The 14,430-nt window shown below is 68.2% G+C and carries 7 protein-coding genes; 4 read left to right on the plus strand and 3 right to left on the minus strand.

All coding sequences use genetic code 11. The features are described from left to right. Positions 1 to 743 precede the first annotated feature (743 nt). The 4 genes from SACTE_RS00010 (at position 744) to SACTE_RS00025 (ending at position 8,550) form a co-directional block, all read left to right on the plus strand. On the plus strand, positions 744 to 1,322 hold the full coding sequence (locus SACTE_RS00010) for a hypothetical protein (RefSeq protein WP_202434122.1): 579 nt from the start codon (positions 744 to 746) through the stop codon (positions 1,320 to 1,322). Next, positions 1,319 to 3,385, plus strand: coding sequence for a DEAD/DEAH box helicase family protein (locus SACTE_RS00015; RefSeq protein WP_014043960.1), 2,067 nt, complete (start codon positions 1,319 to 1,321; stop codon positions 3,383 to 3,385). The genes SACTE_RS00010 and SACTE_RS00015 overlap by 4 nt, the downstream gene beginning before the upstream one ends. Next, positions 3,375 to 6,095, plus strand: a complete 2,721-nt coding sequence (locus SACTE_RS35325) for a TerD family protein (RefSeq protein WP_014043961.1) — start codon at positions 3,375 to 3,377, stop codon at positions 6,093 to 6,095. Before SACTE_RS00015 ends, SACTE_RS35325 begins: the two co-directional genes overlap by 11 nt. Before the next feature lie 220 nt (positions 6,096 to 6,315). After that, complete coding sequence (locus tag SACTE_RS00025) at positions 6,316 to 8,550, plus strand: hypothetical protein (RefSeq protein ID WP_141707992.1); 2,235 nt, start codon at positions 6,316 to 6,318, stop codon at positions 8,548 to 8,550. Between the two features lie 46 nt (positions 8,551 to 8,596). Here the strand turns inward: SACTE_RS00025 and SACTE_RS00030 are convergent, their stop codons facing one another. From SACTE_RS00030 to SACTE_RS00040, 3 genes are all read right to left on the minus strand, one after another. Then, on the minus strand, positions 8,597 to 11,038 hold the full coding sequence (locus SACTE_RS00030) for a DEAD/DEAH box helicase (RefSeq protein WP_014043963.1): 2,442 nt from the start codon (positions 11,036 to 11,038) through the stop codon (positions 8,597 to 8,599). Between the two features lie 157 nt (positions 11,039 to 11,195). Next, entirely contained in the window at positions 11,196 to 11,696 is a 501-nt protein-coding gene (locus tag SACTE_RS00035; RefSeq protein ID WP_014043964.1) for a hypothetical protein, read from the minus strand. Between the two features lie 196 nt (positions 11,697 to 11,892). After that, positions 11,893 to 14,268, minus strand: a complete 2,376-nt coding sequence (locus SACTE_RS00040) for a DEAD/DEAH box helicase (RefSeq protein ID WP_014043965.1) — start codon at positions 14,266 to 14,268, stop codon at positions 11,893 to 11,895. Positions 14,269 to 14,430: the final 162 nt, after the last annotated feature.

Here is a 14,430-nt window from a genome sequence, read left to right on the forward strand (position 1 = left end):
GTCTGCTCCGCAGACACGACGCGCCGCCGCTACGCGGCGGAGACCGGTCTGCTCCGCAGACCGTCGGCCACTCCGTGGCCGGGTGCTCCACTCCGTGGAGCACCCTGGTGGGTCGGTGTGATGGGAACCTGATCGCTCCGCGATCTGCTTCCCATCACACCTCACCTCACCTATCCCCTTCAGCTGGTCGCTTGGTGATGGTGCCTCAGGATGACGCCCGCTCCGCGCGCATCATCGGGCTGGCTGCCCATCGGGGTGTCTGGGGTGAAGCCCGGCAACAGTAACGGGCGGCTTCGGATGTCTCATCTAAGGAAGCAAAAAACTATACGAGTTTACGAGAATCCTCCCCCGCCTCTTGGCGCCATGGGCTGATCATGCTGGGTGGACTGGCCGCAGATCCATGCGCCGGGGTGCTTGCGGCCGTCGGAGGAACGCTGAGCTCTCCATACAGTCATTCAGATTGACTGTCTGCAGTAGCACTTGATCTGGCGTCAGGATGAGCTGACTGAACCGCCGCTGCCGGCCGATGGTCGTCCCTCGAAGCGCGGAGGCTTGGCTCCCAGTCCTGACTGGACGCCACCAAGGGCAGGTTGACGGGGACACCTATCCACTTTCGGATGAGATGGTGCTGTGCGGCTGCGACAATGAGGCACCGCAGGGGGCGGGTGCGTGACCTGGCCGCAAGTGAGGCCGTGGGTTCCCTGCGTATGTGAGGAGGCAACGTGGGGGCGTGGTTTGAACGCATGGCAGCTGTCCCCGGTCTTGCCTTTGCCGGGAGTCCGGGTGTTGTGCGGGAGGCGGTGCCGGGCTGGGCGGATCGCCCCGACGAGTCGTACGGTTCGCCGATGTGGCCGACGGCAGAGGGCAGTACGTCTGCGACGCCGGCCAGTCGGCATGTGCCGTTCGACGTGGGAGGTGCTGATCTGATCGCCCGTGTCTGGGAGGCGTTGGAGCTTCCAGGCTCGGCCATGGACTACCACTTCGTCCTGCAGAGCGCGGTCGAGCGGCTGTGGGGTGCACGGCGTGCCGAGCCTGAGGCACTCGCCGCGCTCGAGGTGTTCGCTCTGCTGGACTTGGATTTGATGGAGGCAGCCCCACACGCGGTGTCCTTCAAGACTGCTGCTACGGCGGTGAAGTTTGTGCAGGTGTCCTCAGTGCCGCGGTTGATCGCTCTGTTGGAGCGTGAGGGAGCCTTCGGGGAAGCACTTGCGGTGGCGCGGCGGCTGGTCCGTTTCGGCCAGGGTGAAAACGTGGTGGTCCGGCTGGAGGAGAAGGCCCGGGCGCTGGTGACTGAGGCTGCTGCGCAGGGTGGATCGGCATGAGAGCGGGGCTGGAGCAACTGATCCCGTCGTCCTCTTACTTGGAGGAGGCGTTCTTGCGGTGGGTTCTGACTCCTGCGGTGGACACGGCGGTCGTCTCGCGGGTGCGTAGTCAGCACCCGGTCACCGTCAACGAGCGTACGTACCGGCTGGATTACTTGATCGCGGGTGAGGCGCTGCAGTTGGCCGTCGAGTTGGACGGGTTCGCCTTCCACAGTGACCGGGCGGCGTTCACCTACGATCGGCTTCGGCAGAATGATCTGGCCGCGACTGGTCTGACGGTGCTGCGATTCTCCTACGATGCGGTGCGTGTGGACACCGCGCGCTGCGTGGCCCAGTTGCAGGCGATGCTGCGGCAGGATCCGCTTTTGGCTCCGTTGGTGACTGCGGTGCCGCGTATTGAGGTCCCGGACATGGTCGGCGATCCGATGCGGGCGGCCGATCCGCCCCGCTGGGACCAACTTGCTTCGGACGGGGGGTACTTCGCGGGTGCGCGGACCCGGGTGAGCCGGGGACCGTTGCGGTCGTGTCAGGACGAGGCGTTGGCCGCGCTCGCGAACTATTACGGTTCGGGTGGCCGGCACGCTGCGACGGTGATGGCGGTCGGGGCCGGTAAGACGGCTCTGGGGGTGGCGGCCGCGTTGTCGTTCAGCAGACGGCGGGCGCTGGTGGTGACGCCTGGCTCGGTCATCCGCGGGACGTTCGCCAAGGCGCTCGATCCGGGGGTGCCGGGCAATGTGCTGTACGGGCTGGCGGGCGGTCCGCTGTTGCCCGGTGTCCGTCCTCCGGCCACGCTGGTTCTGGATGCGGAGGACGGGCAGATCAGCGGGGTCAGCCGTGAGCGACTGCTGGCCGCGGACGTCCTCGTGACGAACTTCCATGCGCTGGGCTCCGGGGACAGTGACGGGGATCTGCTGGCGAAGCTGGAGCCGGACGATGTCGACTTCATTGTCGTCGACGAGGCGCACATCGCGGCCAGCGCTTCCTATCAGAGGTTGTTCGCGCACTTTCAGGGTGCGCGCACGTTGTTGATGTCGGCGTGCTTCCTGCGGTTGGACGGCAAGCCGATCGACGCCGATGTCGTCTACCGCTATCGGCTGGTGGACTCCGTCGCGGACGGCTCCGCGAAGAACCTGCGGGTGCATCGGTTCGCCCCTGAGGTGGCGTCGACGGTGTATGAGGCGGTGTGGCCGGACGGGCGGCGCGAGCAGATCGTGGGCCGTGACGCTTTGCTGGCTGCGATGGGCGATGAGCGGAAGATGGCCCGCATCACCGCGCAGTCCGAGGCGTCTATCCGGCAGGTGATGGCGGTGACGCGGGCGTGTCTGGATGCACAGGCCAAGCTGCTGGCGCCCGTCAAGCCGCGTGTGCTGTTCGCTGCGATGGGCCAGGCGCATGCCGAGCAGATCGCGCGGATAGCCGAGGAGCACGGTATCCCCTGCGCCACGCTTCATCACAGCATGCCCGCGTCGGCGATCGCCTCCACGCGGCGGCGGTTTGAATCCGACGCGGGGGACCTGCAGGGCATCGTGCAGTTGCGGATGCTCGGTCAGGGCTACGACTTCCCGCCGATCACTGTCGTCGTTCCCATCCGCCCCTATGGCAGCTTCGGCGAGTTCTACCAGTTCGTCGGCCGGGGTGTTCGTGTCCTGCGCCAGACCGCAGTGGCTGCCGGGCAGCAGTACCTGGACGTGGTCTGCCATGCCGAACTCGGTTTGGAGCAGCATCTGGAGGCCATGTGCTCGGACAACGACATGGATCCCGCGGTGCTGCTGGACGTTCCGCTGATCGACTCCGCGTCGCTGGAGGAGATTGCGGCCGACGCTGACACCGGCGCCGAGGGGGCCGGTGGGGGTTCGGGAGGGGTGGACGCGTTCGTGCTGTATGAGCGGGGGCGGGTCGAGCAGCGTGTGGTCCACGGACTGGCCCGTGTGGAAGCCCGGAGGGACGAGCGGGAGATGCAGCTGATGGCCCAGCGCTACGCCGTCTATGCGCAGGGCACCGCGACGCCGGTGCCGTTTGAGCAGTTCGTCGAGTACATGCGGAGGGTGACTGGTGTCCGGTAACCCGTCGCGATGGTGGCAGCCTGCTCTGGAAAGCAGCCCGGGGACGGCACTCGCCCTGGAACGGGCGGCCGGGCAGCAGCAGCGGTTCGCCGACATCGACGCGCTGGCGGCCCGGCTACTGGCCACAGGGTTCGCCGGACGGCCGATTGCCACCATCGTCACCGGCCGAGGGCGTCACACGCCGGACACCGGCGAGGTGACAGCCCTGACTCGGGAGGAGAGGGCCTTCTGCGCCACCGTCTTCGACGTCCGGGAACAACAGCGGCGCGGCGCGTGGTACCTGCCGGAGAAGGTGTCGGTGAAGGCGGGGGTGGTCAATCTGCCGTTTCTGCTGCGTGAACGCCCTGCCCACGCTCTGACGCTGGCCGCCGATGACAGCGCCCGTCTCACCGCGGTGGAGGGCTGGGACACGGTGTTGCTGTGGGCGCTGCTGGTGCCGCTGTTCGAAACGCTGCTTGAGCCGGTCCGGCTGCGGGCGGTAGGAGAGATCTTCCCGCCCACACAGCAGCGGCGATTCTGGGCAGTCATCGAGGAGCGTTACCGGCTGTTGGGTGTCGGTGAGGGGGCGCTGGAAGCCTTCCGCTTCGGCGGCGGCTGGCATGAGCTGGACCGTACGGGGCAGCAGCAGGCCCGCCTGGATCTGCTGGAGAGTCTTGCCGCGGCTGATCTCGTGCAGGTTGTGGCGCGTCATCGCATCCAGCGTGTGCAGGGTCTGATGGCTGGTTTCGCCAAGAAGGCCAAGGCTGGCACGGCCCTGGCGCGGCGGGTGCTTACCAAAGAGTTGCAGCCGGTCGTCTGTGCCTACTTCGGGGGCGACTGGCTGGCCGTGCTGGACTACCTGCAGGCTCCCCCGCACCCGGATGAGGAGATCATCACTGCTCTGCCCGAGCCGCGTCTGTATGTCGGCGTGGCTGCTCAGGCGGCCGGCGTGGCCGCTGAGGCGGGCATCGCGGAGGACGAGGTCCAGGCGATGCTCGCGGCGTTCCTCGGCGGCGGCAGTTCCGTGTCCCCTGTGCAGGAGCGGGCTGCGACTCTAGGCGACTGGTGGGCGGCCTTCGATCATGCACATGCTGTCCAGTCGCGGGGAATGCCGTCCTTGTGGGGTCTGGTCGATCAGGACCTGATGAGCGTGTCCCGGACCGAGCAGGGCTACACCCCCCAGGCGTACCGGCAGCGTCTGCCTTCTGGGGTTCTCGACGGGGTGGGGCGGCTGTGGGAGACGGTGACGCTGCCGCAGCACCCGGGCAGCATCGTCAGCAACCCGCGCCCGCACCAGACCATGGCCGAGGCGCTCGGTCCTGCGGTCGAGTTCTGGCACGGCGTGGGCCTGACCGCGTGGTTCGTGTGCGAAGGTCCCTACTCACGCACCACCTTGGACCGGGTCGAGAGCTACTACAGCAGGGCGCTGACCGCCTTGCGCGCGGCCGGATGCCCGGTCGAGGCTGCCTTCTTCCGCGAGCTGTGCGCCGCCGAGCAGCTCCTGGGCCCGGAGGAGGAAATCACCGACCGCCAGAGCAGCACGGTCGAGACCCCCTACGGGGAGATGACGATCACCTTCGGCATGAGCCGCGGCAGCCGCCGGGAGGGCTTCGAGCGGGTGCGAGACCTCATCACACGACACCGCCGTGCCTGGGCCGAACAGCATCTCGACGCCTACGTGGAGCATCGCTGGCGTTCGGAGCTGGAGGAGGTTGCTCGTGACCACCACCGCTTCGTCGCCGCCAAGGGGCGGCCGCCCACACTGGCGCAGTTCGCCCGATTCGCCACCACAGCAGCCAACCACTGGACGGGCGGCGACCTGGAGGCACTGTGCACGGCCATCGGTGAGCCTGCGCCGTCTCCGCAGCAGCGGCGCGCCCGCCTGCTGACCGAGGAGGGCTACGACTTCGCTCAGCGGGTCTACCAGGAGCTGGGCGGAAAGCCCGTCGATCACGACACCTGGAGGAACGACCCGGAGGAGACGCAACGGCAGTGGCGGCTCGGGCGTCTGGCCGCTGAGAGCCTGCGCTACCTGCAGCTCCAGGAGGCGCTCGGGCAGCCGCCCACTGCCAAGCAGTTCGGCGCGCAGCGTCTGACGTGGCCGTGGCCTGGGGAGGAAGCCGAAGGCTGGCCCATCTTGCAGCAGGTCATCGGCTCGCTCACCGTCACCGGCCTGCCCCGGCCGGGTGCCGCTCCCCCACCGCCTCGGGCCGCGACGAGGGGGCACGGCGCTCGGCAGACGTTGGCCAAGGGAGCTAACACGGCTGTGGCCACCGAACCGACGACCGTGCGGATCACCTGCACCGGCGCGACCGTCGATGTCTCTGCTGTACTCCTCGCCCGCAACGGCAGGGTGCGCAGCGACGACGACCTCGTCTTCTACAACCATCCCTGCCACGACGGAGTCCGCGTCGGAGGAGATACCGTCACCGCCGATCTGCGCCTGGTCCCTGACGACATTGCCTCCGTCGCCGTGATCGTCAGCATCGACATCGAGGCCCAGCCCTCCGCGGTCTTCGACGAGCACACCCAGTGGCAAGCGGACATCACCCAGGCTTCGGGCGTCCAGCTGGTCTTCGTACCGGGGCCGTTCTCCTCGGACGAGACAGTCGGCATCGCGGTGGAGCTCTACCGGCATGCCACTGGCTGGAAGGCCCGTGCCGTCGGCCAGGGCTACGACACCGGCCTCGCGGGGCTGGCTTTGGACTACGGCATCGACGTGGAAACCTGACGGCCGGACGCCCGCAGCACCGTATGTGGGGAGAGCGTGCAACCTCCCGGGACAGCGCATCTGGCTGGCGCCTGGACGGCAGTCATGCTGCTGGAGAGCGGCGACGTCGGAAACCCAAGGCGCATCAGCGATGCCTCGCTGGGGTGCGCATCGGCTGAGGCTTCACCGCCGAGGGGTTCGTGTACGGGGAGTGTCGGTGCCCGGCGTTAGGGTCGGCGCTGTGATCAGGGAGCACTACCCGCGGGCGTGGGAGCATCTGCGTGCCGCACAGCGGGCGAAAGCGGCAATGGCTTCGTCGTGGAACACGCTTGTCCAGGACGAGCTCGTCCAGGAGAGCGTGGTGACGCACCCGGACGGGTCAGGGACCATAGGTGCCTGGCTGGCCTGGCCGCCCGGGACTCAGTCGGAGCTGACCGACCTGTTCCGCAGATGTGTCCGGGAACTGTGGGCGTGTCTAGACGCACTGGTGGTGGAGTCCGTCGAGGCGTTCAGCGTGTTGCAGCGGCCACGCAGTCCGGAGCGTCCCCGGTTCTTCCCGGTCGCCGATTCGCCAGCCGGACTGAGGGAGCTGCTGGCCGAGTCGTGCATGGACGGTGCCCTGCGCTCGCACGTGGCGATGGTGCAGGACTGTCAGCCCTTCCACGACAGCGACGGCAACGACGTCATCGACCTGATCCGCCGGGGGCTGGGGTACCTGGTGGAGTGGGAAGCGAGCCTGGATGCGGAGGCCGTGATGGGCGCCTGGGCCACCCCCGTCGAACCTCAGGTTCATGCCGCGGCACCCGCAGTACTCGAGAATCTTCAAACCGCGGAGCCGGGGGCTCTGAGCGCTGAAGAGCGTGTCCTGGCCCGCTACCGGCTGAGCTCTTACCGGAGCGGGGACACGGTGGCCGCACAAGCAGGCACCCACATCGACCTGTGTTTCACCGAAGGGTTCACCCCGGCCGACGGCGAGGACACCTTCGACCGGCGGCTGACGCTGGCGATCGAGACGGTCACCCGGTTCGCCGTATCGTTCACCTACCTCTCCCGCCAGGTACCGGGCAGCAGACGCGTGCTGGCAGCGGGCGGCTCCGCTACTGCGGACACCTGGATCGAAACCGCGCGTTCCTCGAGGCACTGGTCCGCCGAGGAGTTGGCCGCGCTGGCGTCTTCGGACATCGGCCTGGGACGCGTCCAGGACGCCGGCACGCTCACACTGGTGGTGAGCACGCCGAACGGGGTGTACGAGCGGGTCGTCCCGCACGCGACGCCCTTGCGCCACCACGAACGGCGAGGCGCGGCCGCGGAGACGGCCGTCAAGGACGCAGCCGCGACCTGGGGGCTGCCCGATTTCGTGATGACTCCGAGCGTGGAGCGCAAAGGGCGCGGCGTCAGGGAGATCAGCGACGGGCTGCTGGTGGTCGGCGAACGCGGTGTCGTGGTGCAGATCAAGGCCCGCGAAGGCGAGCCCGGCACGCCCGAGCGGGAGAGGTCTTGGGTCGGCAAGCAGCTCATCTCGGCTGGCAAGCAGATCCACGGCACCGTGCGCCGGCTGAAGACCGAGGGCGTGGAGATGGTCAACGGGCGAGGCCGCAGCCTCCGTATCGACAGCCCGGCCATCGACTGGGTCGGCGTCATCATCATCGAACATCCCGACCCACCGCAGGAACTGGCGGTTGCCGCCGACTCCGCCGATACGCCGGTGATCGCCCTGATACGGCGTGACTGGGAATTCCTGTTCAACCAGCTGCGCTCCACCCACGCGGTTGTCGGCTATCTGCACCGTGCCGGCGCCTCGACGCCCGTCCTGGGCGGCGAGCCGGAACGCTATTACGAGCTGGCCGCCGCGGACGCCGCCGCCGTACCCGGAATAGTCGACCCGTCCTGGGCCCGGCTCGGCGGACAGCCGCACAGCGTGCCGCTGCTGCCTGCCGCCCCGGCCGGCAGCGATGACGACCAGGCGCACACCATGGTCCGCATCATGCTCGAGGACGTTGCCACCAGCCCGGCCGGACCCGACGAACGGGAAAACTGGCAGCAGGTGCTGGCGTCCCTCGACAGCCTACCCGTCGGCTATCGGACGGATTTGGGCCGCTTCCTCCTCGATGCCCTCGGCACCGTCACCGGGGCTGAAGAAGGCACGACGGCATGGAAGATGCGTACCTTCGTCGCTGGACCCAACTGGGACCAGCTCGGCTTCGCTGCCTGCTCCGCCCTGACCGACACCACGCGCGCCGCGTTCTCCGCCTGGCTCCAGCTGCGCCACCATGAACGCGGCGAGCATCACGACCTCGCTGGCCTGAGGTCCGTGGGTGTACTGCTCACGCCGCGTACCGACGGCTACCGCGAGTGGGACACCACCGTGGTGGCCGTCAACGGCGATCCGGAACTGACCGAGGAAGAACTGCGCACGTATCAGTCCCTGTTCAACACGCCCAAGGATCCGGCACAGGGCAACCCTTCCGAGGGATAAGCGGGCAAGGACGACGCGTGTGCCCCGCGCCCGACGCCGGGCACCGTTACTCGGATGCGGGGGTCGTCCAGTCAGCCTGGAGGATCTGCGCCATCAGCTCGTCCTGTTCCCAGGTGAGTTGGTGGGCGTTGTGTCGGGTGCGGGCCTTGCACAGCCAGGGGCCGATCATGATGCGTTCTCCGTCGACGTCGATCCATTCCCGGGCGGCGGGCGGGCGGCCCCGGTGTTCGACGAAGAGCTGGAGGATCTGCGCGGTCTGTTCGAAGGACCGGCGGGTCCGCCTCGCTGCGGGCGGGCTGGTGGTGCGCTGCGCGGGCGGCAGGGGAGTGGCGGGGGTCAGCTGCAGGCGGGTGAGGAGGTCGCGTTGTGCGGGGGCGAGCCGGTTCCAGGTGGAGAGCTGGCGGTGCAGCCAGCTGCCCACCTTCACCTCGTCGATTACGGTGTCGCGGTGGAGTGAGGCGGGGCTGTGGCCGGCTTCGATGTGGCGTCGCAGGAGGTGGTATTTGCGGTGCCAGTCGGGGCCGTGCGGGAGGATCCAGTGAGGGTCGAGGGCGGCAAGCTGGGCGAGGCGGTCGGGGTCGAGGAGGTTGTCGCGGGCGAGGGCGCGTTGGGTGACGAGGAAGCGGCCGCCGGGCTCGTGCTGGGGGACGGCGAGGTGGCCGTGCTCGGCGTGGAAGGCGGTGACGGTGGTGAGGTTGCCCTGCCAAGCGGCTTCGTGGTCATCCCAGATCATGCCGAGTGCGTCGAGTTCGGCGATCCAGTCTTCGGCGAGGATGCCTTGCCTGCGGGCAGTGCGCTGGCCGGTGACGAAGGCGCCGAGCCGATAGCCGTAGGCGTCTTCGTAGTCGGTGGGCACGCGCAGGTGGCGGTGTTCGGCGTGGAAGCGGGTCGCGGCCGCCAGGCCCGCCCGGCGTGGGGCGGAGAGGACGGCGGCGTCGGCGGGCCAGGCGATCAGGTCCATCGCCCGGGCGATGCTGTCGGGGTCGAGGGTGAAGTCGAAACGGAAGCGGCGGGCCAGGAGCGTGCGGGCGCCTTGGTCCAGGCGGTGTTTGGCGGTGGTGCGGGGGGCGCGGGCGGCGATGGTCTGGTCGTGGTGGCGTAGGGCTGCTGTGACGAGCCAGAGGGCTTCGTAGGGGGTGCCGAGGAGGTCGGTGGGGTCGGCGCCGTGGGGGATGTAGGCGGGGATGACGAGGCTGGCGCACTTGGTGTCGACGGTGGGGGGTTTACGCAGGGCGCGGCCGAGGGCCTGGACGATGCGGCGGACGCTGGCGGTGCGGTCGGCGAAGACGACGGCGTCGACGGCGGGCAGGTCGACGCCCTCCCCTAGTACTTGGGAGTTGGTCAGCACGGCGCGGTCGGCGGTAGCGAAGTCGGTGAGGATGTCGTGGCGCTGGCCGGGGCTGTGGGTGCCGTTGATCGACTGGACTACCAGGTCGCTGGTCCAGGCCGGACGTTGGTCTTCGGTGAGGGTGCGCAGGGTGTGGGGGAACTGGCGGGCGAAGTCGGTGGCGTCGGCGACCTGCTGGAAGTACACGATCACGTGGTGGAGGTCGTGCTCGGTCATCGCTTTGAGGACTGCCAGGTGCAGGGCGGTGGTGCGGCGTGCGGTCGGGCCGAAGCCGGAGTAGGTGTCGGGGGTGGTGAGGACGGTGCGCAGGTGGGTGTCGGTGATCGTAGGGACGACCAGTTGATAGTCGGCAAGGACTCCGTCGTCGATGGCATCGGCGTGGCTGTAGGTGTGCAGGCGGGGGCCGAAGGTTTTCGTGTCCGCCATGGAGGCGACGAGGGCGGGGGTGTCCCAGGCGGGGGCGGTGGCCGCAGTGCGCTTGGGCTGGGGGCGGGTGGTGGGTGCTTCGGTCAGGCGTGGTGGATTCCATTCGTAGGGGGTGGCGGTCAGGTAGAGACGGCGGTCGGCCCGGATGCGGGTGTGGTCATGCAGGACGGTCCAGTCCTTGTCCCAGCTTCCCGCGGTGCGGTGTGCCTCATCGACGATCAGGAAGTCGAAGGTCGGCACGGGAGCACGGGTGTGCTGGGTCTGTTCGATCTTCGGGAGAGAGTCGAGCGTGACGAAGACGGTGGCGTGCTCGTGCCGGGCCAGCCAAGTCGCCAGGAACTCCGGGTTGTTGGTGCTGTGGACGGCTGCTCCGGCCAGGACCGGGTGCTTGGCTGCCGCCAGAGAGGAGACGGCCATCATCGGTTCTGGGCGTCCATCGTTGCGGGCTGTGCTGGCCCACTGCGAGATGAGGTCCAGGCTCGGCACGGCGATCAGCAGGTGTCGGGCGTCGAGGGCTTCGGCGGTCCGCAGCGCGGTGAGCGTTTTCCCTGTGCCGCAGGCCGACACCATGTGTCCGCGGGTGTGTTCGCGTGCCAGGTGACGTGCCGCGCTGTCGACCGCCCGCTGCTGGTCCGGACGTAGGGAGAGTCGGGCGGGGCGGGTGCGGAAGGCGGTGACGGCGGAGATCTCGGCGACGGGCTCCTCGGAGAGCATGAAACAAGATCCTCAGTGCGCGATGGAGCGGTGGCCGGCGGGATCCATCGTGTCGGGTGTCCTTCGCTGAGTGGTGTTGTGGGAGGAGTAGGCCGGGTCGGTGGGTGTGGGTCGTGTCCGTGCAACGTTAGGGGATGGCGTGGGGCTGGTCTGGGGGCTAGGCGAACAGGGTTTCTACCAGGACTGCTTGGAGCCTTCCTTCCTTTAGCGCGGTCGTGATTTCGGCTGCTGAGGGGTCTCCGGTGAGGCCGGTGCACAGGACCGCGCAGGGCTCGTTCTGGACCATCTTCCACATCGCGTCGGACAGAACGGTGGCCGGGACGCGGAAGGTCTGCGTCTCTTCAAGGGTGGGGCCCTCGTAGTAGATGCCCCTGAAGGTGCGGTCCTGGGTAGCAAAGACGGCCTTCCACTTCTGGTGGGCCTCGGGGATGGTCTCTCCCTGCCAGGTCGGCCAGATGAAGCGGCTTGGATCGACGTCGGTCTCGGCCAAGTGGGCGGCGGGGCTCACCACGATCACGATCACGTCGGTGCCCAGAGTGACTTCGTTGATGAGTTCGGTCAGGCGGTTGACCTGTACCTGTGAGGTGGGGAGCGTGACGTGGGTGAGGCCGATGTTGAAGACAGGCAGCCGGCCGGGCGAGTGGGGCGGTGTCGTCATGATGCCGTACTCCTGGTTGAGGTCGTTCGGTTCTTTCGTGCTTTTGGGCTGCGGTACGTCTGGTGATGTCAGCCGGGCTGGGGTTGCGGGTCGGTTGGACGGGTGCGGCGGCCGCTGCCGGGAGGATCCCATGCAGCTGTTCATGCGGGGGGCGGAGCGCAGGGGCGCGCCCGTGGTCTGCCGGTTGGTCGGCGGTTCAGGGTGTGCGGTGCCGGTGGCGTGAGATCCAGCGCATGTCGAGGGCTTCCAGGGCGTCCAGTTGTTCTCGCGAGAGGGCCTGCGGAAAACGCCGCTTCTCGGCGAGCCACCTTCCCAGGGCGAAGGCGTCTTCGCAGGTGTAGTTGTAGGGAACGTCCAGGTGATGGTGGCGGCAGCGGTAGGCGTAGGCGGCCTTCAATCCTCGGGCGAAGGCCCGTTGGGAAGCGCCGCGCGGGCGGCGCAGCAGGAGGGCCAGGGGGTGCTCGATGGGGAGGTCGCCCATAAGGTGGCGCTGGTAGTCCTCGAGCTTGTCGAGGTTGTCGATCTGCTCGGCCAGCCATTGGGTCAGCACAGGGGCGGCGCCGGTGAGTTGGTGTGGGCCGGGGAAGATCAAGGTCTTGTCGCGTGCGGCGGCGTGGGCGCGGGCGTAGGTGCGTTTCCATTCGGCTCTGCCTTTGGCGTTCCACCAGGGGTAGATCTCGTTCAGGGCCCGCTGGTAGCAGTAGGGCAGGCGACGGGTGTTGGCTTCCTTTCGGCTGTCGGCGAGCCAGCGACCCAGGTGCAGGCCTTGGTGGTGTTCGCCCCACCGAGGTGCGAGGTGTCCGTGGCGGGTGACGTAGTCGCGGGCGATGAGGAGTTTGCGCTCGATGCTGTGCGGGGGGTGCTCCCAGATCATGCTGAGGGTGTCGAGTGCTGCGATGCGTTCGGGCAGGAGCAGGCCGTTGTTGCGCATGGAGCGTTGTGCGCCGATCCACCATCCGAGGTAGAAGCGGCCGTCGTGGAGGTAGCGGCTGGGGACGTCGAGGTGGCCGTTTTGGAGGTGGAAGCCTGTGGCGACTTCGAAGGCGGCCTCCCATACGCGGTTGGGGGCCATGACGTCGTTCAGGTCGAGAACGGGGATGATCTCGTCGGCGCGTTCCGGGCGCGGGGCGATCTGAGGGGTGTCGGTGGGGTCGCTCGGGTACCGGAAGTGGTCGACAAGGTGGAAGGTGTGCTCGTCGTAGACGTCGAGGTCGATGAGGACCCGGTAGATCAGGTGGAAGGCGGTTTTCTTGACGGCCTCCTCGAGGGTCTCGCCGGGTGCCATGTAGATGGGGATGACGATGGTGGAGATCTTGTTGTCGCCTGGGGTCTGGCGCAGTGCGCGCCCGATGGACTGGATGATGTCGATGCTGCTGGTCTTGGGATGGGCGAAGAGCAGGGAGTCGATGGCGGGGATGTCGACGCCTTCGGCGCAGCAGCGGCAGTTGGTGAGGATGGCCCGGCGGGGCGGCTGCTGTGAGGCGGGGGTGTTGAGGGGCGCGGAGGCGAAGTCGGTGTAGTTCTTCTGGCGTTCGAAGGGGCTCTGCCTGGAGCTGACGGTGCCGACCTGCAGGGGCGCGTGGTAGGCCGGGGACATGAGGGCCGCGGTCTCGTGGAGTGTTTCGGCGAAGACGTCCGCTGCGGCGATGCAGGGGTGGAAGGTCAGGGTGCGGCGCAGGTCGTAGCGGTGCTGCGCGACCAGCAGGGCCACTTGAGCGGCTGCGGCACGCAAGGCTTCGCCGGTCCAGGTGTTCGCGGGAAGCCGGTTCAGAAGGCCTCGCAAGTCTTCGTCTCTGATCACGACGCCGGCGATGCGGTAGTCGGCGAGGAGCCCCTCGTCGATCGCTTCTCTCAGGGAGATGCGGTAGACGACGGGCCCGTAGATGCTCACGTCGTCCATGGAGGCGACGACAGTGTCCGCGTTGATGCCCTTTTCGCGGGCTTTCTTCTCGTCGAAGACACGGGGTGTCGCGGTCATGTAGAGACGGTGGCGGGCGGGCAGCTTGTCGTCGTGGTGGACGCGGGCCCAGGGCTTGTCGTAGTCACCGGCGGTGCGGTGGGCTTCGTCGGCGACCACGACGTCCCAGCGGGGCAGATGGAAGTCGCGGTGGGCTTCGACGACCTTGTCCAGGGAGTCGTAGGTGCAGAACACGTTGAGCGGTCCTGGGGTGTCGGCTGCCTGCCAGGCCAGGTCGTCGGCGGTGCCCACCATGGTGAGGACGTCGGCCAGGTACGGGTCTGCCGGGTGGCTTGAGGAACAGACACCGAGGTAGCGGCCGGGACGTCCTTCGCTGTGCCATTTCGCGGCGGTCTGCTCAAGCAGTCGCAGGGAGGGGACTGCCACCAGGGAGGCGCCTTCGGGTGCGGTTTCCTGGACGACGTGCAGGGCCACCAGGGTCTTTCCGGTGCCGGTGGCCATGTAAACGCTGACACGACGGTAGCCCTCGATGAAGCTGCTCGCGGAGGTGTCGACGGCGATTTGCTGGCCTCCGCGCAGGCGGGTCTTCAGGCGCGAGGCAGTCGCGGGGGCGGGGACGGTCGTGTCCGGGCGGATGCGTGTCGTCGTGGCCATGGTCCTCCCCCGGGTGACGGTGTGCACAGGCACCTGGTTCACAGGGTGGAAGGAGTGTGCGAGGCCGTGCCTGGGCGTTCGCCTGGGTTCACCTGAACGAGTGCCGGCGCTCTTGACCAGCCTCCGGCGGGCCGGTCACGGTGGGCTGTGGTGGCGGCTTCA

It is taken from the genome of Streptomyces sp. SirexAA-E (assembly GCF_000177195.2).
Classification (GTDB): domain Bacteria; phylum Actinomycetota; class Actinomycetes; order Streptomycetales; family Streptomycetaceae; genus Streptomyces; species Streptomyces flavovirens.

Coding starts and splice junctions, on each gene's coding strand:
- SACTE_RS00010 (WP_202434122.1), top strand. CDS start 744: ATGGCAGCTGTCCCCGGTCTTGCCTTTGCCGGGAGTCCGGGTGTTGTG.
- SACTE_RS00015 (WP_014043960.1), top strand. CDS start 1,319: ATGAGAGCGGGGCTGGAGCAACTGATCCCGTCGTCCTCTTACTTGGAG.
- SACTE_RS00030 (WP_014043963.1), bottom strand. CDS start 11,038: ATGCTCTCCGAGGAGCCCGTCGCCGAGATCTCCGCCGTCACCGCCTTC.
- SACTE_RS00035 (WP_014043964.1), bottom strand. CDS start 11,696: ATGACGACACCGCCCCACTCGCCCGGCCGGCTGCCTGTCTTCAACATC.
- SACTE_RS00040 (WP_014043965.1), bottom strand. CDS start 14,268: ATGGCCACGACGACACGCATCCGCCCGGACACGACCGTCCCCGCCCCC.